This is a genomic window from Saccharothrix luteola, assembly GCF_020859565.1.
In the GTDB taxonomy this organism is placed as follows: Bacteria; Actinomycetota; Actinomycetes; order Mycobacteriales; family Pseudonocardiaceae; genus Actinosynnema; species Actinosynnema luteola.
Genome location: NZ_JAJHUO010000022.1, coordinates 108,748 through 127,685, shown reverse-complemented (window position 1 = coordinate 127,685; position 18,938 = coordinate 108,748). Strand labels below are relative to the sequence as shown.

The window sequence follows — 18,938 nt, the reverse complement described above, 5'->3', positions numbered from 1 at the left end:
CGTGGCTACCGTGATCCTGCTGCGACACGCCCGCTCCACCGCCAACGGAGCGGGCGTCCTCGCGGGCCGGCAACCCGGCGTGACGCTCTCGGACCGGGGCGTGGAGCAGGCCTCGGCGCTGGTCGACCGGCTCGCCGGCGTGCCCGTCGCCGCCGTGGTGACCTCGCCGCTGGAACGCTGCCGGCAGACCCTCGCGCCGCTGCTCGACCGGCTCGGCCTCGACCCGGTCGTCGAACCCGACCTCGCCGAGGTCGACTACGGCCAGTGGACCGGGCGCGAGATCAAGGAGCTGTACGCCGAACCCCTGTGGTCGGTCGTGCAGCAGCACCCGTCCGCCGCGGTGTTCCCCGACGGCGAAGGGCTCGCGACCGTGCAGGCCCGCGCCGTGGCCGCGATCAGGGCCCACGACGCCCGCGTCACCGCCGAGCACGGACCCCGCGCGGTGTGGCTCGCGTGCAGCCACGGCGACGTCATCAAAGCCGTCCTCGCCGACGCGCTCGGCGTGCACCTCGACGGGTTCCAGCGCATCGTCGTGGACCCCGCCTCGGTGTCCGTCGTGCAGTACACCGAGACCCGGCCGTTCGTGCTGCGGGTCAACGACAACGGCGGCGACCTGTCCGTGCTGGCGCCACCGCCGGAGAAGACCGAGGAGCCGCCGTCCTCCGACGCCGTCGTGGGCGGCGCGACCGGCTCCTGACGCGGGCGGTGCGAGCAGCGCGTGGCCCCCGGACAGTGCAGGGTAGTCCGGGGGCCACGGTGCGCTTGGCCGGGGCGGGCGGCCTCGTGGGGACGATCGTATTGGCGTCACCGCGCGGGTGAACGCCCTCCTGCGGGCTGGACGTCCGGCGGCGCCGCGTCGCCTGCGCAGGTCAGCACGTCCGCCCACGTCGATGAAGTAGCCAAAACCGCAGCTCAACGCACGTGGAAACACCGTGGAAACAAATGGCGCAAGCGAGCCGACGCCCTAACCCGTTAGCCCGTTCGGCTCCGCCCGGAAGAACGGGGCGTGTTAGAAGTTAACAACCCGCGGTGCGCCCTTGATCACAGTCCGAGGCGGGTGACCGCGTTGTCCTCCAACGGATTCGCGGTGCGGATGTAGCGGTGCACCGTGCGCGGGTTGGTCCAGCGGCCCTGCCGCATGATCTCCCGGTCGCTCGCGCCGCCCAGCGCGGCCTGCGTGGCGAACCCCGCCCGCAACGAGTGCCCGCCGAACAGCGCCGGGTCCAGCCCGGCCCGCTCCGCGTACCGCTTCACCACGTCCGACACCGCCCGGTCCGACATCGACCGGCCGCCCAGGCGCCCGTGCCGGCTCACCGACGGGAACAACGGGCCCCGCAGCGGACCGGGCCGGTAGGAGTGGCAGCGGTGCGTCGACGACGGCTCTCCCTCGTCCTCCGTCACCGCCCGCGGTTGCGGCGCCGTCAGCACGTCCACCCAGTCCGCGTACGCGCACACCGGGCACGTCGGCCGGCGGGCGCCGCGGGGGAGCACCACGCGCTGGCGCTGCGCGCCGGTCTGGTCGGTCTTCGTCACGCCCAGCTCGACCAGCAGCAGCGGCTCGTGCGTGCGCGGGTCCACGTCGACCGTGACGTCCTGCAACGCCAACGCCGCCAGCTCGCTGCGCCGCAACGCGCCCGCGAACCCCACCAGCAGCAGCAGCGCGTCACGCCGCCGCGCCACGCCCGTCGGCCAGCCCGGCGGCGGCAGCTCCGCCAACAACGCCTCCAACGTGCCCAGCAGCACCGGCCGCTTGCGCCGCGGCTGCGCCTGCCGAGTGCGGCGGATGCCGCGCAGCGTCAACCGCACCACGTCCGACCGCGTGGGCGAGGGCAGCCCGCCCGCCGCGTGCACCGCCGCGATCGCCGCCGCCTTGCGCTCCAATGTGGACGGACCGAACGCGGGGGAGCCGTCGGCCTTCGCCAGGTCCGCCGCCACCGCCAGGTACACCGCCACGTCCACCGGGTCCGCGGGCAGCGCCACGCGCCCCTCGGCCTCGCACCACGCCGCCCAGCCCACCCAGTCGGAGCGGTAGGCCCGCAGGGTGTTCGTCGACTGCGCGGCCCGCAGGTAACCCGACAGCGCTTCGGCCTGCTCCTCGTCGAACCGGCGGCGGACCTGCTCCAGCGCGGCGAAGTCCACCAGGGGCGCGTGCCGCACGCGGTCGAGTTCCGCGCGCACCGGCTCCGGCAAGGTCACCCCATCACCCTAACACCGTCGATAACCTTAATATCTTCAGTGTGGATTAATAGACCACTTGACCGTGGTCGCTACTATGCGAAACCGTGCGCGCCCTACAACACCCGGACGTGGAAGACATGCGTCTCGCGACCGTGCTCAGCGCGCTCGCGGACCCGGTCCGACTGCGGATAGTGGCCGAGCTGGCCCGATCGGGCGGGATCGTGTGCGGCCAGTTCGACGTGCCGGTCAGCATGTCGACGCTGTCGCACCACCTGAAGGTGCTCCGCGAAGCCGGGGTGCTGCGCGTGACGCCCCAGGGCAGTTACCGCACCCACGAGCTGCGGCGCGCGGAGATGGAACACCGGTTCCCCGGCGTGCTGGACTCGATCACCCGGGCGATCGGGCCGCCGTGATCCGGGTTCAGGCGTCCACGTACAGGCAGAACGGGTGGCCCACCGGGTCGAGGTAGACGCGCACGTTCTCCTGCGGTTGGTGCTCGGCGAGCGTGGCTCCTGTCGCGACCGCGTGCGCGCCGGCGGTCTCCAGGTCGTCCACCTCGATGTCCAGGTGCGCCATCATCCGCTGGTCGCCGTCGGCCGCGGGCCAGGTGGGGCGGCGGTAGCGCGTTTCGGTCTGGAACGACAGCCCGGCGCCGCCGTCGGGCGGGCGGAGGGTGGCCCAACCGGGTTCGTCCGCGTCGAGGGTCCAGCCGAGCAGGTCGCGGTAGAAGCGGGCGAGGGCTTGGGCGTCGGGTGCGTCGAGCACCGTCGCGGTCAGCTTCAGCACGGTCTTGATTTTCACCCCGCCGGGTGGCGTCCGCACGTCCGGCGCTCTTCGGCCGAGACAGCGGTGGGGGGGGGGGGGGGGGGTGGCCCCCCCCCCCCCCCCCACCCGCGGGGGGCGGGGCCACCCCCCGCCGCCCCCTCACCGCCCCCCACCGCGGGGGGGGGGGGGGGCGGCCCCCCCCCCCCCCCCCACCGTCACGTGCGGTGATCAGCCGCCCGGGGGCGGGTGTGGCAGCTCGCCGCGCTTGGGTCCGAGTTCGGCCAGTTCGAGCAGCGTCTCGCCGAACCGGGGGTCGGTCGACTCGAAGCAGCCCCGGCCCAGGGTGTGCGCGTAGGCCGAGCAGCTGCCGTCGGGCTGCTTGATCAGGTGCGCGCTGGTGGCGAGGTAGCCGAGCGAGTTGTCGGTGCGCGGCATGTACCGGTCGCCGGTGGAGGAGCCGGCGGAGGCGATGAGCAGGAACAGCGCGGCGAGCACGCCGATGCCGGTGGACGGGGAGGTGATCGCGTCGCGGACGCGGGCGACGCCGTCGAAGCGGCGCACGGCGTAGTAGCCGGCGAAGCCGGTGAGCAGGAGCAGGCAGTAGAGCAGTTCGGCGGTGCTGCGCGGCCACAGCTGCACGGCGTCGGCGGCGTACATCTGGGAGCCGAAGTAGAAGCGCAGCAGCCAGGCGCCGGTGAACACCGAGGTGAGGACGATGACGACGGTGCGGCTGCGTGCCACGGCGATGGCGGCGGCGAGGCCGACGAGGGCGAGGATGGTGAACAGGCCGACGCCGCCGAGTTCGCCGGGTGGTGGCCAGGGTCCGGTGTTGCCGGGCAGGTCGCTGCGCCACATGGCGAGGTAGGTGGGTTCGGTCCAGGTGTCCCAGTAGAAGTAGCGGTCCTTGACCGAGCCGGAGGCGGTGAGCAGGCCGAAGAGGTGGCGGGAGGAGACGGCGACGAAGACGGCGGCGGTGATCGCGATCAGGGCGAGGCCCTTGAGCGGGCCGGTGCGCCAGGGGAACAGCACGAGGGTTGCGATCAGCACGCCGGGGGCGGACCAGACGAACCAGCCGGAGTAGATGAGGAAGACCAGGCCGAGGGCGATGCCGACGCCGATGCCGTGCAGCACGATGCCGCGCCAGGGTGTGTCGCCGGCGCGGCGGAGCCTGCGCAGCAGGACGAGCAGGAGCGGGACCATCGCGACGAGCATGAGGTTGGTGTAGGGCTTGTACGGGTCGATGAGGACTATGGCGGGGATGACGCCGAGGCCGAGTGCCCACAGGGGTGGGAGCAGCAGTCGCCAGGACAGGTAGGCGATGGGGCCGAAGAGGGCGGTGCCGGCGATCTGGAGGACTTTGAGGCTGTAGCCGGGTGTGGTGTCGGTGAGTTGGGAGTACCAGGCGAGGGCGTGGACCCAGCCGGGTGGGTAGTCGGCTTGCATGGTGCCGGTGTCGATGAGGGTCTGGGCCCAGCGGGTGAGGGCGCCGGAGTCGCCGCCGTTGGCGTTGAGGCCCCAGGAGGCGCCGCGGAGGGCGACGAGGACGGCGCCGGCGACGAGTCCGCCGTAGAGGCCGGCCGCGGCGGCGGCGGCGATCCTGCGGGCGAGTGGCGCGTGGGCGACCCAGCGGACGCGTGCGGTGACGACGGCGAGGGCCAGCAGCACGACGGCGATGAGGGCGAACCGGAGTTGGAGTGCGGCGAGGCCGCTGATCTGGCCGATCCGGTCGAGGGGGTTGACCTCGATGCCGCGGGCGAGGAGCACCATCAGCGCGGCGGCGGCCACGGACACGACGGCTTCGGTGGCGAAGAGCCATCCTCGGCGGGGTTGTGCGGTGTGGGGCGGCGGCGGGGTGTGCTCGGGGCTGGGCCGCGGCGGTTGTTCTGGCGCGGTCGACAGCACCGTCGATCACTTCCTCACGGGTTTGGTGGTTCCGAATGCGTGGCGGACGAGGAGTTTGGCGCTGGCGGTCTGCCGGGAGCTGACGGCTCCGGGGAGCATGAGCAGCGCGTGGAGGCGGGAGGAGAGGTGCAGGCGGGCGGCTTTGGCGGCGCGGTGCCAGCCGATGTCGTCCATGTGTCGGGCGACGTCGAGGAAGAAGTCGTGTTCTTCGGTGAAGCGTCCGCCGAGGGAGGCCAGGGAGGAGGACACGCTGGCGTCGTGGCGGCGGTACTGGAAGCAGAGGTCGGGGACGACGACGAGTTGTCCGCCGCGTTCGAGGAGGTCGAGCATGAGGGCGAGGTCGAGGACGACGCTGAGGCCGGGGCGGAAGCTGAGGTCTTTGAGGGCTTCGCGGCGCCAGCACAGGGAGGGGAAGTAGGTCCAGTTGCCGCGCAGGAGGCTGACGACGAGGTCTTCGCCGCCCATGACCTTGGGGGTGGTGGTGTCGGGGGCGTAGAGGTTGCGCTTGACGCGGTCGGTGAGGGGTCGGACGACCTGGCCGGTGCTGTCGATGACTTCGACGCCTGCTTGGACGACGTCGGCGTCGGGGTAGCGCTGGGTGGTGCGGCGGATGGTGCTGACGTAGTTGGGCAGCATGGCGTCGTCGGAGCCCATGACCACGAGGAAGTCGCGTTCGGCGAGGTCGAGGCACTTCTGGAAGTTGGCGTTGATGCCGATGTTGTGGTCGTTGCGCTGGTAGCGGACGCGGTCGTCGCGCAGCGAGTCGAACCACTCTGGGAGGTCGTTGTCGGTGACGCTGTCGTCGACGACGGTGAGGCGCCAGTTGCCGTCGTCCTGGGCGATGACGCTGCGCACGGCGGTCTTCAGGTACGAGATGTCCCCGTAGTGGGGGAGCATGATGTCGATGCCGTTCATGGTCACCTCGCACGACCGACGATCAGGCTGCGGTGCGGAACGCCCATCCCCTTGCCACGACCCTTCCCCTTGCGCGCTGCCCCTCGTGGTTCCACCCGAGCACCGGGGATACCGGCTGTCAGGAGGTGGCGACGAGGCAGCCTACTGTGTTGGCGGTGAGCGCAGACATCATGCCCCCGCGTCGGTTGAGCCCTGCTGTCGTCGTGGGGTTGGGCACGTTGGTTCTCGGTGCGTCGGGTTACGCGTTCGTGGCGATCGGGGGTCATTCGTTGTCGGCGTCGGACGCGGCGGCGGTGGCGGCGTTCTACCTGTTGGCGAACATCGTGGGTCCGGGAATCTTCTCGGCGTTGGAGCAGCAGGCGAGTCATGCGACGTCGCGGGCGTTGGCGAGGGGTGAACGGCCTGGTGGGGCGGTGCGTCGGGTGGGTCGTGAGGGCGTGGTGCTGACGTTGGGCGTGGTGGCGGTGCTGGTGGTGGTGTCGCCGGTGTTGGTGGAGCGGTCGTTGAAAGGGTCGTGGCCGTTGTTCGTGGCGGTGGTGGTGGCGGTGGTGACTTCGGCGGCTATTTACCTGGTGCGTGGTGTGTTGGGTGGAATGCAGCGGTTCTCGGGTTATGCGGCGACTTTGGCGGGTGAGGGTTTCGCCCGGTTGTCGGGTGCGGTCGTGGTGGTGGCGGTGGGTGTGGCGGGTGCGGGTGTGTTCGGGTTGACGTTCGCGTTGGGGACGGTCGTGGGTGTGGTGGCGGGGTTGGTGTGGTTGCGGTCGCGGTCGGCGTCGGCGGTGGGTGGGGTGGTGGCTCCGGAGGGGTCGGGGGCGCGGGTGGAGGGTTTGGCGTTGTTGGTGTTGGCGGGGTTGTTGGTGCAGGCGGTGGCGAACGTGGCGCCGATCGTGGTGACGGCGCGGTTGCCGCAGGACGCGGCGTTGGCGTTGGCGTTCTCGTCGGCGTTCATCCTGGTGAGGGTGCCGTTGTTCGTGTTCTCGCCGGTGCAGGCGTTGTTGTTGCCGGGGTTGACGGAGGCGGCGACGCGCGGTGATCTGGGTGCGGTGCGGGCGGTGTTGCGGCGGATCACGGTGTGGGTGTTGGTGGTGGGTGTGGTGGGTGCGGTGGGGTCGGCGGTGTTGGGTCCGTGGGCGGTGCGGGTGTTCTTCGGGGCGGAGGCGGGGTTGTCGTGGGTGTTGATGGGTGCGTTGGGGGTGGGGACGCTCTTGTTGATGGTGGCTCAGGTGTTGCAGCCGGCGTTGATCGCGTTGGGTGCGCGGTCGGCGATCACCGGGTCGTGGGTGGTGGGCACGGTGGTGTTGTTGGTGGTGTTGGTGTTGCCGGGGTCGCCGGTGGTGGTGGCGACGGTGGCGCAGTTGGTGGGTCCGTTGCTGGTGGCGGCGGGGATGGGGGTGGCGTTGGCGCGTCGGTTGGCGCGGGTGGGTGTGGTGCGGGAGGCGTGAGGCTTCACCCGGCTGGGATCACCTGATCGTGAATGTTTCACCTGGTCGTGCGACGGGGGCGTGGGCGCGTTCGGCGGCGTGGACGGTGCCGACGGTGTGGCCGACGTGGGTGAGCAGGAGGCGTCGGGCGCGGCGGCCGGCCGCGGCGGCGTCCTCGGGGGAGCAGTGGTGCGGTCCGGCGCCGTCGGCTTCGCACAGGAACAGGTCGGCGTCGTCGGCGAGGTCGTCGAGGGCCTGGCAGGGGCCGGTGTCGCCGGAGTAGGCGAAGGTGGCGTCGCCGTGGGTGGCGCGCAGGCCGAAGGCGGGCAGGCCGTGGTCGACGGCGCGGGTGGCGAGGGTGAGGTCGCCGATCTCGGCGTGGTGGCCGTCGTGGAGTTCGTGCACGTCGAACGCGGCGGAGGCCGGGTTGGGCGAGGCGCCGGCGAGGAAGGTCTCGAGCCGGTCGGCGAGTCCGGGTGGGCCGTAGAGCGGGATGGGCGCGTGCGGTTGTCGGTCGGCGAACAGCAGCGCGTAGTAGTAGGGGAGCAGGTCGGCGGCGTGGTCGGCGTGGGTGTGGGAGATCCAGACCGCGTCGAGGAGGTCGGGGCGGTGGTGGCGTTGCAGCTCGGCGAGGGTGCCGGGGCCGGCGTCGACCCACACGGCGGTGTGCTCGGTGCGCAGCAGGTAGCCGGAGCAGGGGTTGCCGGGGCGGGGGTAGGGCGTGGCGGTGCCCAGGACGGTGAGGCGGAAGGTCACGCGACAGTGTGACCCAGGGTGTGGTGGGTGGTCACGGGAGCGTGTGGCGCAGCACGTGCACGCCTGCGGCTGTTTTGAGGTAGGCCCAGGTGGTGGCGCCGGTGGTGGCGAGGCCGACGTGGGAGGCGGAGGCGCGGGCGAGGTCGTCGGGCAGGGCCACGGCGGTCCAGCCGGCGCCGGTCCAGCGGTGGAAGGCGGGTCGGGTCTCGAAGGTGCCGCGGGTGGCGCGCACGCCCCAGGTCCAGCCGGCGGCGACGCCGTGCACGCTGAGCCTGCCGGTGTCCTCGGGTGCGGGGACGGGGTTCCACTGCGTGCCGTCCCACCGGTGCACGCGCAGTCCTTCGGTGTCGCGGACGTGGCCGAGCCACACGTCGTCGGACGCGGTGGCGGCGAGGCGGGCGACGTGGCCGCGTTCGGTGCGCGGTCCGGCGACCTCGGTCCAGGCGGCGCCGTCCCAGCGGACGAGGACGGGGTAGGAGTAGGTGGCGGGTCCGGCGCCCGCGAGGCCGCCGCCGCCCGCCCACACGTGGCGTGGTCCGGCGGCGGTGATGGTCTGGAGGCTTTCGCGGGCCGAGGACAGGGCGGCGCGCAGCCGCCAGGCGGTGCCGTCGTAGTGCAGGGCGTCGCGGCCGGTGCCGACGACGTGGACGTCGTCGTGGCGGACGGCGGTGACGGCTTTGGCCCAGGTGATGCGGGGTGTGCCGACGACCTGCCAGGTGGTGCCGTCGTAGTGCAGCACGAGTGGGCGGCCGGCGCTGTTGCCGACCGCCCAGACGTCGTCGGGCGCGGTGGCGGACACCCCGGACAGGCTCGCCGCGGCGGGCAGGCGGGGCAGCGGCTCCTCGCGCCAGGTCTCGCCGGTCCAGCTCAGCACGAGCGGCGCCGACGGGCGGCTGGTGAACACGCCGGTGGTGCCCGCGAGCCAGGCGTGGTGCTCGCCCGCGGTCGCCAGCTCGGCCAGTGCGGTGCTGGGCGGCAGCACGGGCACCGGCACGGGTAGGAACAAACCGACTCCCCCTCGATGGGTCGTCCCCCGACTCATCGCGTGGTCCAGCTCATCGGCCGGGGTGCCGCCGCGCCAGCCGCCGAACGGCGGGTTGTCGTTGGCGCAACAGCACGCCGGCTACCGCTGTCGGGCCCGTTCTTCGAGGTAGCGGCGTTCGGGCAGGCTCAGCGTGGTGCGGGCGGCGCGGGCGTGGTGATCGCGGGCCGCGTCGCGGTCGCCCGCCGGTTTCAGCAGGTGCGCGCGGTGGCGCACGACCGCGCCCGGCACGCGCGGCGCGAGGTCCCGCAGCAGCGGGTCGATCGCGGTCACAGGAAGAAGTCGTCCGGCGACGACAGCACCGGCCGCACCTGCACCAGGCCCAGGGCGGCGTCCGGGAGGCGGGCCGCGATCTCCACCGCCCGCTCCCGCGTCGGCACGTCCACCAGGTAGATCCCGGACAGCAGCTCCTTGGCCTCGGCGAACGGCCCGTCAGTGGTGAAGGTCTGCCCGTCGCGCACGGTCACCCGCGTGGTGTGCGCCGGGTCGGCCGGCGCCGCGTAGGCGTCCAGGCCGGCGGTCCGGTCACGTCGGCCATCCGGTCCCGGATCGCGCGCGACTCCGGGTTGCTGTAGATCAGGACGAGGTACTGCACCGGAACCTCCGGGAAAACCGGTCCGGGGATGTCGAGACCGGGCGTCCAGCTTCTACGTCCCCCGTGACGGGCGCCCCACCGGAGAGGAACCACCATGACCGAGCACACCGACATCGCCGACCTGCTCGACCGGCGGGCCGCCGCGATGCGCTCCGGCGACGCGGACCGCCTGGTCGCCGACTACCTGCCCGACGCCGTCACCTTCACCCTGGCGCCGCCGCTCGCGCACACCGCGCCCGAGGTGGTCGACCCGGAGGCGATGCGCGCCTGGTTCGCGTCGTTCGACTCCGCCGTGGACTACGAGATCCGCGACCTGGACATCACCGCCGAGGGCGACCTCGCGTTCTGCCGCAGCCTCAACCGGATGTCGGCCGTGCCGCGCGGCCACCACGAGGCGTTCGACCTGTGGTTCCGCTCCACGGTGTGCCTGCGGCGGGTGGACGGCGCGTGGCGCATCGCCCACGAGCACACCTCGACCCCGTTCCACATGGACGGCAGCTTCAGGGCGGCCCTGGACCTCACGCCGTGAGGGCGTGGGCCAGCGCGTCCAGCGCGGCGCGGTAGGCGTGCTCGGCCGGGGTCGCGTACCCCACGACCACGCCCTGCCGCGTCGCGCGGTCCGGGTCGTGCCAGTGCTCGCGCAGCCCCGACAGCGCCAGGCCGTGCCCGGCGGCGCGGGCCGGCACCGCGGCCTCGTCGGGGTGCTCCACCAGCACGTGCAGTCCCGCCGACACGCCGCGCGCAGGCAGGCCGAGGTCGTCCAGCCGCCGCACGAGCAGGTCGCGACGACGCCGGTAGCGCAGCCGGCAGCCGCGGATGTGCCGGTCGTAGGCGTGCGTGCCGATCAGGTCGGCCAGCGCCAGCTGGCCCACGACCTCGGTGTGGTGGTCGGCGTGCAGCTTCGCGTCCACGACCGGGTCCACCCAGCGCGGCGGCAGCACCAGCCACCCCAACCGCACGCCTGGGCCGAGGGTCTTCGACGCGCTGCCCGCGTAGACCACGTGATCGGGGGCCGTGCCCTGCACCGCGCCCAACGGCTGCCGGTCGTAGCGGAACTCGCCGTCGTAGTCGTCCTCCAGCAGCACCCCGCCCGACTCGCGCGCCCACGCGGTCAACGCGTGCCGCCGCGACGGGTGCAGCGGCACACCGGTCGGGTACTGGTGCGCGGGCGTCACCACGGCCGCCGCCGCGTCGACCGGTGTCGTCGCGCCCCGGTCGTCCACCGGCAACGGCGCCACCCGGCGCCCGGTCCGCGCCACCACGTCGCGGTGGAACGGCAGCCCGGGGTCCTCCATCGCCACCGGCCCGTCCACCACCGACGCCACCAGCGCCAACGCCTGCACGTACCCGGAGGTCACCACGATCCGCTCCGGCGAGGCCCGCACACCGCGCGTGCGGCCCAGGTACTCGGCCAACGCCGTGCGCAGCTCCACCCGGCCGCGTGGGTCGCCGTACCCGTGCACGCTCGCCGGCGCCGCGGCCAACGCCCGGCGCGTCGCGCGCAACCAGGCCGCCGTCGGGAAGGCCGACACGTCCGGGCTGCCCGGCGTCAGGTCGTGCCGCGGCCTCGGCGCGACCGGTGCGGGCGCCGCGGCGGGCGGGTCGGTTTGGGGAAGCGGCGCGACCCGCGTGCCCGCGCCCCGGCGCGCGGTCAGGTAGCCCTCCGCCACCAGATGGTCGTAGGCGGCGGCCACCGTGTTGCGGGCCACCCCGAGCTCGACGGCCAACCTGCGGGTCGCGGGCAACCGGGCGCCCGGCGCCAACCGGCCCGCCCGGATCGCCTCCCGCAACGCCCGCTCCACCCCGCCGCGCCGCGACGACGCCGGGTCGAGCTCCAGGTGCAGGTCCACACCCGCGACGGCCCACTCGTTCGACACGGACCGGACCCCAACCACGGACCCGGCCCACCGGATCCCAGCCCGCCGCGTCGCCGGCCGGGCACGGTGGACAAACCTCGCGACACACCCGAAACCCGACGTCAGGCGGCCTTCGCGGCGCGGTCGGACGCGGTGTTCGAGGTGCGCGGGGAACTGGCAGTATCGGCACGGGTGATCAAGTGATCACCGGTGCAACGGGGTCGGGTCGCCGGCCCCTGTCGTGACGGGAGTCGATGTGACCAGGACCGATGTGACCGAGGCGGCCAAGGCGCTGCGCGCGCTGCACGTGCCGGGCAAGCCGCTGGTGGTGCCCAACGCGTGGGACGTCTCCTCCGCGCGGGTCTTCGCCGAGGCGGGCCACCCGGTGGTGGCGACCACCAGCGTCGCCGTGGCCGCCGCCTTAGGGTTCGCCGACGGGCACGACATGCCCACCGACGTGGCGTTCGAGGCCGTGCGCCGGATCGCCGCCGCGGTCGAGGTGCCGGTGACCGCCGACATCGAACGCGGCTACGACCTGCCGCCCGCGCGGATCGCCGAACGCCTCGCCGAGGCGGGCGCGGCCGGCTGCAACCTGGAGGACTCCGACCCCCGCACCAAGGCCATGGTCGACGTCGCCGAGCAGGCCGACTTCCTGGCCGCCGTGCGCGCCGCCGACGCCGACGTGGTGATCAACGCCCGGATCGACGAGTTCCTCCACGGCGCGAAGTCGTTCGACGACGCGGTGCGCCGCGCGCAGGCCTACTTCGAGGCGGGCGCGGACTGCGTGTACCCGATGCGGCTGCCCGGCGACCAGGTCGCCGCGTTCGTCGAGGCGGTCGGGGGACGTCCGGTGAACATCGCGCACGGGCCCGGCTCGCCCACCCCGAACGACCTGGCCCCGCTGGGCGTGGCGCGGGTCAGCTTCGGCCCCGGCCTGCACAACGTGCTGATCCTGAAGCAGCTCAAGAAGACGGCCACCGACATGCTCGACGGCGGCAGCCCGTACCGCGGCTGACCTACCCACCGGTAACGCCCACTAGGGTGAGCCCATGCACGAGTGGGACACCGACACGCGGGTGGACGCGACGGGGGAGGGGCGGTTCACCGCCGACCTCACCGACCGCTGGGCGGGCGGCGGTGGCCGGCCCAACGGCGGCTACCTCGTCGCGTTCTGCCTGCGGGCGCTCGGCGAGGTGCTGCCGCACCCCGACCCGCTCGTCGTCGGCGCCCACTTCCTGCGCCCCGGCGTCGTCGGACCGGCCCGCGTGGACACCGAGGTCGTGCGCGCCGGCTGGCGGCTGTCCACCGGCGAGGCGCGCCTGAGCTGCGGCGACCGGGAAGTGCTCCGCGTCGTGGCGACCTACGCCGACCTCGGCGTCGCCACCGGCCGCACCCACGTGCTGGGCGAGGCCCCCGACCTGCCGCCGCCCGACGAGTGCGTCGACGCCTACGGCGGCCTGCGCTTGCCCGACGTCACCGTCACCGACCGCGTCGAGGTGCGCGCGCCCGAACCGCAGGGCTGGGCCCGGGGCCGACCCACCGGCACGCCGCGCGCCGAGTTCTGGCTCCGCTTCGCCGACGGCCGCCCCGCCGACGCCGCGAGCCTGGCCACCCTGGTCGACACCGCCGCGCCCGCCGTCCTCGAACTCGGCGTCACCGAGGCCTCCACGATCGAGCTCACCGTCCACGTCCGCGCCCGGCCCGCCTCGGACTGGCTCGCCGCCCGCGTCTGCACCCGGCACGTCGCCGGCGGCTACCACGAGGAGGACGTCGACCTGTGGGACGCGACCGGGCAGCTGGTCGCCCAGTCACGCCAACTCGCCCTGTCCGCCGCGCGATAATCGGCAGCCCCGCCGGCCCACCCTCGATATCCTTGACCCAAATGAACCAGATGTCGCACGCTGACCTGCGCCAACGCCTGTCCGAACTGATGTCGCGGGACCAGCGGAGGCTGGCACGCCGGCTCGAGGGTGCGCGCAAGGTCCGCGACGACTCCGCCCGCGCCGCCGTCCTCGCCGAGATCGAGGCCGAACTGGAGGCCGCCGAGCTGCGCGTCGCCCTGCGCCGCGAGGCCGTGCCGAAGATCACCTACCCGGCCGAGCTGCCCGTCAGCGCCCGCAAGGACGACATCGCCGCGCTCATCCGCGACCACCAGGTCGTGATCGTCGCCGGCGAGACCGGCTCCGGCAAGACCACCCAGCTGCCCAAGATCTGCCTCGAGCTCGGCCGCGGCGTGCTCGGCCAGATCGGGCACACCCAGCCCCGCCGCCTCGCCGCGCGCACCGTCGCCGAACGCGTCGCGCAGGAGCTGGACACCCCGCTGGGCAGCGCCATCGGCTACAAGGTCCGCTTCACCGACCAGTCCGGCGAGGACACCCTGGTCAAGCTCATGACCGACGGCATCCTGCTCGCCGAGATCCAGACCGACCGGATGCTGTCGCGCTACGACACGATCATCATCGACGAGGCGCACGAACGCAGCCTCAACGTCGACTTCCTGCTCGGCTACCTCAAGCAGCTGCTGCCCAAGCGGCCCGACCTCAAGGTCGTCATCACCTCCGCGACCATCGACCCCGAGCGGTTCTCGCGGCACTTCGGCGACGCCCCCGTCATCGAGGTCTCCGGCCGCACCTACCCCGTCGAGGTCCGCTACCGCCCGATCGTCGACCCCGAGGACCCCGACGCCGACCCGGACCGCGACCAGACGCAGGCCATCTGCGACGCCGTGCGCGAACTGCAGGCCGAAGGACCCGGCGACGTGCTGGTGTTCCTGTCCGGCGAACGCGAGATCCGCGACACCGCCGACGCCCTCGCCGCCCTGGAGCTGCGCAACACCGAGATCCTGCCGCTGTACGCGCGGCTGTCCTTCGGCGAGCAGCACCGCGTGTTCCAGCCGCACACCGCCCGCCGCGTCGTGCTCGCCACCAACGTCGCCGAGACGTCGCTGACCGTGCCCGGCATCAAGTACGTCGTCGACCCCGGCACCGCCCGCATCTCCCGCTACAGCCACCGCCTCAAGGTGCAGCGGCTGCCCATCGAACCCGTCTCGCAGGCGTCGGCCAACCAGCGCAAGGGCCGCTGCGGACGCGTCTCCGAAGGCATCTGCGTGCGCCTCTACAGCGAGGACGACTTCGACGCGCGCCCGGAGTTCACCGACCCGGAGATCCTGCGCACCAACCTCGCCTCGGTCATCCTGCAGATGACCTCCATCGGCCTGGGCGACATCGCCGCGTTCCCGTTCATCGACCCGCCCGAGGCGCGCAACATCGCCGACGGCGTGCAGCTGCTGCAGGAACTCGGCGCGATCCTGCCCGCCGAGCAGAAGCTCACCTCGCTGGGCCGCAAGCTCGCCCAGCTGCCCGTCGACCCCCGCCTGGCCCGCATGGTCATCGAGGCCGACCGCAACGGCTGCGTCCGCGAGGTCATGGTCATCGCCTCCGCGCTGTCCATCCAGGACCCCCGCGAACGCCCCTCGGACAAGCAGCAGGCCGCCGACGAGTTCCACGCCCGCTTCAAGGACCCCGACTCGGACTTCACCGCGTTCCTCAACCTGTGGCAGCACGTGCGCGAGAAGCAGAAGGAGCTGTCGAGCAACCAGTTCCGCAGGCTGTGCCGCGCCGAGTTCCTCAACTACCTGCGCGTGCGCGAGTGGCAGGACATCTACCAGCAGCTGCGGCAGGTCGCGAAGACCCTCGGCGTGCACGTCAACGACCAGCCCGCCGACCCGCGCAACGTGCACATCTCGCTGCTGTCCGGGCTGTTGTCCCACATCGGCGTCAAGGACGTGCCCAAACGCGACCCGGGCAAGCGGGCGGCCACCGAGTACCTCGGCGCCCGCAACGCGAAGTTCGCGATCTTCCCCGGCTCCTCCCTGTTCCGCAAACCGCCCCAGTGGGTGATGGCCGCCGAACTGGTGGAGACCTCCCGGCTGTGGGGCCGGACCGTGGCGAAGATCGAACCCGAGTGGGCCGAGAAGCTCGCCGAGCACCTGGTCAAGCGCACCTACAGCGAACCCCACTGGGAAGCCAAGCGCGGCTCCGTCGTCGCACTCGAGAAGGTCACCCTCTACGGCGTGCCGATCGTCGCCTCGCGCAAGGTCGACTACGGGCGCATCGACCCCGAGCTGTCCCGCGAGCTGTTCATCCGGCACGCGCTCGTTCAGGGGGAGTGGAGCACCCACCACAAGTTCTTCCACCACAACCGCGACCTGCTCGCCGAGGTCGAGGAACTGGAGAACCGGGCCCGCCGCCGCGACATCGTCGTGGACGAGGAGACCGTCTACGACTTCTACGACCAGCGCGTGCCCGCCGACGTCGTGTCCGTCCGGCACTTCGACACCTGGTGGAAGAAGGCCCGCCACACCCAGCCCGACCTGCTCACCTTCGACAAGGCCATGCTGGTCAACGACCGCGCCGCGGTCACCCCCGACGCCTACCCCGACGAACTGCGCCGCGGCGGCCTCACCCTGCCGCTGACCTACCGGTTCGAACCCGGCGCGGCCGTCGACGGCGTCACCGTCAAGCTGCCCCTGCCCGCGCTCACCGCCCTGCCCGACGACTCGCTGTCCTGGCAGGTCCCCGGTCTGCGCACCGAACTCGTCGTCGCGCTCATCCGGTCGCTGCCCAAACCGCTGCGCCGCAACTTCGTGCCCGTGCCCGACGTCGCCGCCGCCGCGCTGACCGGCATCGACCCCGACGAGCCCCTGCTGCCCGCCCTGGAACGGCAACTGCGCACCCTCACCGGCGTCGTCGTGCCCCGGGAGGAGTGGCAGCTCGACCAGGTGCCCGAGCACCTCAAGCTCACCTTCGAGATCGTCGACGAGAACGACCGCGAACTCGCCCGCGGCAAGGACCTCGCCGCGCTCAAGGCCCGCCTGCGCGGACAGCTGCGCGAAACCCTCGCCGCCGCCGCGAGCAACCTCGCCCGCACCGGCCTGACCACCTGGGACGTCGGCGACCTGCCGCGCACCGTGCAGCGGCAGCGGTCCGGCATCGTCGTCACCGCCTACCCCGCCCTGGTCGACAAGGGCGACACCGTCGCGGTGGAGATCCTCGACACCCCCGGCCGCCAGCGGCAGGCCATGTGGCGCGGCACCCGCCGGCTGCTCCTGCTCACCACCCCGTCACCGGTCAAGTCCCTCCAACGCGGTCTGAACAACGCCGAGAAGCTCGCGCTGACCCGCAACCCCCACGGCGGTGTCGCCCCGCTGCTGACCGACTGCATCTCCGCCGCCGTCGACAAGCTCCTGCTCGACGCCGGCGGCCCGGTGTGGACCGAGGCCGCGTTCGCCAAGCTCACCGACCACGTCCGCCGCGGCCTCGGCGAGACCACGTTCGACGTCGTGCACAAGGTCCGCCGCGTCCTGGAAGCCGCCCAGGACGTCGAACTGCGGATCAACGGCGTGCGCGGCGGAGTCTTCGAGGAGTCCCTGGCCGACGTCCGCGCCCAGTTCACCGGCCTGGTGCACGCCGGTTTCGTCACCGAGGCCGGCGCCGACCGCCTCGGCGACGTGCACCGCTACCTGCAGGGCATCGCCCGCCGGCTGGAGAAGCTGCCCGAGAACGTCCGCCGCGACCAGGAGTGGATGGACCGCGTGCACGCCGTGCACGCCGAGTACCGCGACCTGCGCGCCGCCCTGCCCGCCGACGAACCGCACCCCGAACTCGACGAGGTGCGGTGGATGATCGAGGAACTGCGGCTGAGCTACTTCGCCCAGACCATCGGCACCCGCTACACCGTCTCCGACAAGCGCATCTTCAAAGCCCTCGACGCCGTGCCCCGCTAGCAGCCGCCGGGTCCGGGGCCGACCCACGTCGACCCGCCCGGACCCGGCGCTACTCGCACTGCTCCAGCAACGTCCGCAACGCGTCGGCGACCACCGCTCTCGTGTCCTCGTCCAACGGCTCCAGCAGCCGCGCGTACTGCCGCATGTGCTCGGCCAGCATCCCGTCCACCAGCCGGCCGCCCCGGTCGGTCAGCTTGATCCGCACCAGCCGCCGGTCCGTCGCGTCGGGCACCCGCTCCACCAGGCCCTTGGCCTCCATCCGGTCGATCCGGTTGGTGATCGCGCCCGCCGTCACCAGCGACGCGGACAGGAACGCGCCCGCCGTCATGCCCTCCGTCGAACCCGCCCGCCGCAACGTGGTCAACACGTCGAACTCGCCCGGCTCCAGCTCGAACCGGCCGACGAACTCCCGCAACTCGCGCTCCAGCAGCCGCGCCAGCCGCGTCACCCGCGACAGCACCGCCATCGGCGAGGTGTCCACGTCCGGGCGCAGCACCGACCACTGCGCCAACACCTGGTCGACCGCGTCCGCCATCACCCCTCCTGCCCCCTGGCGCCGTGCCGGACGACCCGCCGCCCGGCGCCGCACCGACCGCGGGCCCCCTTCGATCCGCACCACCCACCGTATTCGTGATCGACAACGCGTGCGGGCGTCCCGGCGAAAACCCGCGCGACGGCCCACCGCCGCCCGCGCGCCCGGCCCAGTCGCGGACCCCGCCCGCGTGCGCCCACCGTGCTCAGGGGTCGATGGGCGGGAGGCCGCGCTCGGTTCGTTGCGCGGCCAGTGCCCGGACCTGCTCGATCGGCGCGCAGGATTCGCAGGTCCACAGCCGCGTCACGCCGTCGGCGTGGGCGCTGACCAGCCGCTGCGCGTTCCGGCCGTAGGTGAACGACAGCGCCATCGGCCCGCTCCAGCGGACGACGATCGCCGCCTGACCGTCGCCGACGGGCCAGAACCTGACCGTCTTGTCACTGCCGGTGCCGGCCACCCACCGGCCGTCCGGGCTGTAGGCCACGTCCCACACCATGCCCTCGTGACCGCGCAGGACGACCGGCTGCCCGGACCCGTCCGCCGCCCACAGCAGCACGGTCCCGTCCTGCGTCCCGGCAACGATTCCGGTTCCGTCCCGGCTGAACTCGACGCTCCACATGATCCGGTCCTGCCCCGCCCTCCAGCACGATCCGCGCCCGGCTGTTCTCCGCGCGCGCCGCGGTCACCAGCAGCTCGATGAACCGCGAGCGTTCCCGCTGGTCACCGCAGAGCGTGAAGACCTCCTCGAACTGGTCCACGACGAGGATCAGCTCGGCGTCGTCGGTCCGGCCGGTGAGCGCCTGCCGCACCAGCCGGTGCAGGCCGCGCACGTCGGACACGTCGTCGGACAACCTGGCCGGGCTGGTCCCGAGCGGTGTGGCGAGCTGGATCGCGCACTCCTCGATCGGGTGCCGCCCCGGCGTCATCATGATGACCACCGACGTCCCGGCCCGGAGTTGCGGCAGCAGACCTGCCCGCAACAGCGAACTCTTCCCCGCGCCCGAGGCTCCGACCACCGCGACAAGACGGTTCGCGCGGACCCTCGCGCTCAGCCTCCCGAGCAGATCTTCTCTGCCGAAGAACAGGTCCGCATCACTCTCCTGGAATGCGCTCAAACCCACATAAGGAGCACGATCTTCGGAATCGAGCGGCTCGGGTTCCGTCCGCCGTGCGAGTTCGGCGGCGACCTCG

19 protein-coding genes and 1 pseudogene are annotated in these 18,938 nt (G+C 72.8%); 7 read left to right on the top strand and 13 right to left on the bottom strand.

The window, feature by feature from the left end:
- Position 1: 1 nt before the first annotated feature.
- Entirely contained in the window at positions 2–697 is a 696-nt protein-coding gene (locus LNK82_RS29330; RefSeq protein WP_230568546.1) for a histidine phosphatase family protein, read from the top strand.
- A gap of 344 nt (positions 698–1,041) precedes the next feature.
- On the opposite strand, the gene LNK82_RS29325 is transcribed toward LNK82_RS29330, so the two are convergent.
- A complete protein-coding gene (locus LNK82_RS29325; protein ID WP_230568547.1) occupies positions 1,042–2,196 on the bottom strand; it encodes a site-specific integrase in 1,155 nt (384 codons plus the stop codon).
- Positions 2,197–2,315: 119 nt separating this feature from the next.
- Between LNK82_RS29325 and LNK82_RS29320 the strand changes: the two genes are divergently transcribed.
- Positions 2,316–2,591, top strand: a complete 276-nt coding sequence (locus LNK82_RS29320; protein ID WP_230568548.1) for an ArsR/SmtB family transcription factor — start codon at positions 2,316–2,318, stop codon at positions 2,589–2,591.
- Between the two features lie 7 nt (positions 2,592–2,598).
- Here LNK82_RS29320 and LNK82_RS29315 read toward each other — a convergent pair whose 3' ends face one another.
- The 3 genes from LNK82_RS29315 to LNK82_RS29305 all read right to left on the bottom strand — a co-directional run bounded on the left by LNK82_RS29315 (position 2,599) and on the right by LNK82_RS29305 (position 5,760).
- Entirely contained in the window at positions 2,599–2,964 is a 366-nt protein-coding gene (locus LNK82_RS29315; RefSeq protein ID WP_372470682.1) for a VOC family protein, read from the bottom strand.
- A 207-nt stretch (positions 2,965–3,171) separates the two neighbouring features.
- Positions 3,172–4,734 carry a hypothetical protein gene (locus LNK82_RS29310; RefSeq protein ID WP_230570169.1) on the bottom strand — a complete coding sequence of 521 codons (1,563 nt, stop codon included), beginning with the start codon at positions 4,732–4,734 and terminating at the stop codon, positions 3,172–3,174.
- 117 nt (positions 4,735–4,851) lie between these two features.
- The gene (locus LNK82_RS29305) at positions 4,852–5,760 is read right to left on the bottom strand and encodes a glycosyltransferase family A protein (protein ID WP_230570168.1); all 909 of its coding nucleotides are present in this window, start codon (positions 5,758–5,760) and stop codon (positions 4,852–4,854) included.
- Positions 5,761–5,915: 155 nt separating this feature from the next.
- Here LNK82_RS29305 and LNK82_RS29300 point away from each other — a divergent pair, with 155 nt between their 5' ends.
- Complete coding sequence (locus LNK82_RS29300) at positions 5,916–7,202, top strand: polysaccharide biosynthesis protein (RefSeq protein WP_230570167.1); 1,287 nt, start codon at positions 5,916–5,918, stop codon at positions 7,200–7,202.
- 18 nt (positions 7,203–7,220) lie between these two features.
- On the opposite strand, the gene LNK82_RS29295 is transcribed toward LNK82_RS29300, so the two are convergent.
- The 5 genes from LNK82_RS29295 to LNK82_RS47095 all read right to left on the bottom strand — a co-directional run bounded on the left by LNK82_RS29295 (position 7,221) and on the right by LNK82_RS47095 (position 9,574).
- Positions 7,221–7,937, bottom strand: a complete 717-nt coding sequence (locus LNK82_RS29295; RefSeq protein WP_308257304.1) for an MBL fold metallo-hydrolase — start codon at positions 7,935–7,937, stop codon at positions 7,221–7,223.
- 31 nt (positions 7,938–7,968) lie between these two features.
- Positions 7,969–8,931 carry a hypothetical protein gene (locus tag LNK82_RS29290; protein ID WP_230570166.1) on the bottom strand — a complete coding sequence of 321 codons (963 nt, stop codon included), beginning with the start codon at positions 8,929–8,931 and terminating at the stop codon, positions 7,969–7,971.
- Between the two features lie 129 nt (positions 8,932–9,060).
- On the bottom strand, positions 9,061–9,252 hold the full coding sequence (locus tag LNK82_RS29285; RefSeq protein WP_230570172.1) for a hypothetical protein: 192 nt from the start codon (positions 9,250–9,252) through the stop codon (positions 9,061–9,063).
- On the bottom strand, positions 9,249–9,446 hold the full coding sequence (locus LNK82_RS29280) for a YciI family protein (protein ID WP_230570165.1): 198 nt from the start codon (positions 9,444–9,446) through the stop codon (positions 9,249–9,251). The genes LNK82_RS29285 and LNK82_RS29280 overlap by 4 nt, the downstream gene beginning before the upstream one ends.
- The gene (locus LNK82_RS47095) at positions 9,443–9,574 is read right to left on the bottom strand and encodes a hypothetical protein (RefSeq protein ID WP_268997248.1); all 132 of its coding nucleotides are present in this window, start codon (positions 9,572–9,574) and stop codon (positions 9,443–9,445) included. The genes LNK82_RS29280 and LNK82_RS47095 overlap by 4 nt, the downstream gene beginning before the upstream one ends.
- Positions 9,575–9,668: 94 nt before the next feature.
- Here LNK82_RS47095 and LNK82_RS29275 point away from each other — a divergent pair, with 94 nt between their 5' ends.
- Entirely contained in the window at positions 9,669–10,103 is a 435-nt protein-coding gene (locus tag LNK82_RS29275) for a YybH family protein (RefSeq protein WP_230570164.1), read from the top strand.
- Here LNK82_RS29275 and pdxR read toward each other — a convergent pair.
- Entirely contained in the window at positions 10,093–11,451 is a 1,359-nt protein-coding gene (gene pdxR, locus LNK82_RS29270) for a MocR-like pyridoxine biosynthesis transcription factor PdxR (protein WP_230570163.1), read from the bottom strand. The two genes, LNK82_RS29275 and pdxR, sit on opposite strands and share 11 nt — an antisense overlap.
- A 235-nt stretch (positions 11,452–11,686) precedes the next feature.
- Here pdxR and LNK82_RS29265 point away from each other — a divergent pair, with 235 nt between their 5' ends.
- The 3 genes from LNK82_RS29265 to hrpA are packed head-to-tail and all read left to right on the top strand — an operon-like array spanning position 11,687 to position 17,215.
- A complete protein-coding gene (locus tag LNK82_RS29265) occupies positions 11,687–12,445 on the top strand; it encodes an isocitrate lyase/PEP mutase family protein (RefSeq protein ID WP_230570162.1) in 759 nt (252 codons plus the stop codon).
- A 34-nt stretch (positions 12,446–12,479) separates the two neighbouring features.
- Complete coding sequence (locus tag LNK82_RS29260; RefSeq protein ID WP_230570161.1) at positions 12,480–13,271, top strand: thioesterase family protein; 792 nt, start codon at positions 12,480–12,482, stop codon at positions 13,269–13,271.
- A 41-nt stretch (positions 13,272–13,312) separates the two neighbouring features.
- Positions 13,313–17,215, top strand: coding sequence for an ATP-dependent RNA helicase HrpA (gene hrpA / locus LNK82_RS29255; protein WP_230570160.1), 3,903 nt, complete (start codon positions 13,313–13,315; stop codon positions 17,213–17,215).
- Positions 17,216–17,264: 49 nt separating this feature from the next.
- Here hrpA and LNK82_RS29250 read toward each other — a convergent pair whose 3' ends face one another.
- From LNK82_RS29250 to LNK82_RS48405, 3 genes and pseudogenes are all read right to left on the bottom strand, one after another.
- Positions 17,265–17,750, bottom strand: coding sequence for a MarR family winged helix-turn-helix transcriptional regulator (locus tag LNK82_RS29250; RefSeq protein WP_230570159.1), 486 nt, complete (start codon positions 17,748–17,750; stop codon positions 17,265–17,267).
- Between the two features lie 202 nt (positions 17,751–17,952).
- The gene (locus tag LNK82_RS29245) at positions 17,953–18,366 is read right to left on the bottom strand and encodes a WD40 repeat domain-containing protein (RefSeq protein ID WP_230570158.1); all 414 of its coding nucleotides are present in this window, start codon (positions 18,364–18,366) and stop codon (positions 17,953–17,955) included.
- Between the two features lie 34 nt (positions 18,367–18,400).
- Positions 18,401–18,868, bottom strand: a pseudogene (locus LNK82_RS48405) (nSTAND1 domain-containing NTPase); the annotation flags it as partial.
- Positions 18,869–18,938: the final 70 nt, after the last annotated feature.

Bases quoted from the DNA above. Each gene is read 5' to 3' on its own strand.
- LNK82_RS29260 (WP_230570161.1), top strand. From the start codon at position 12,480: ATGCACGAGTGGGACACCGACACGCGGGTGGACGCGACGGGGGAGGGG.
- LNK82_RS29305 (WP_230570168.1), bottom strand. From the start codon at position 5,760: ATGAACGGCATCGACATCATGCTCCCCCACTACGGGGACATCTCGTAC.
- hrpA (WP_230570160.1), top strand. From the start codon at position 13,313: ATGAACCAGATGTCGCACGCTGACCTGCGCCAACGCCTGTCCGAACTG.
- LNK82_RS29275 (WP_230570164.1), top strand. From the start codon at position 9,669: ATGACCGAGCACACCGACATCGCCGACCTGCTCGACCGGCGGGCCGCC.
- LNK82_RS29245 (WP_230570158.1), bottom strand. From the start codon at position 18,366: ATGTGGAGCGTCGAGTTCAGCCGGGACGGAACCGGAATCGTTGCCGGG.
- LNK82_RS29250 (WP_230570159.1), bottom strand. From the start codon at position 17,750: ATGGCGGACGCGGTCGACCAGGTGTTGGCGCAGTGGTCGGTGCTGCGC.
- LNK82_RS29320 (WP_230568548.1), top strand. From the start codon at position 2,316: ATGCGTCTCGCGACCGTGCTCAGCGCGCTCGCGGACCCGGTCCGACTG.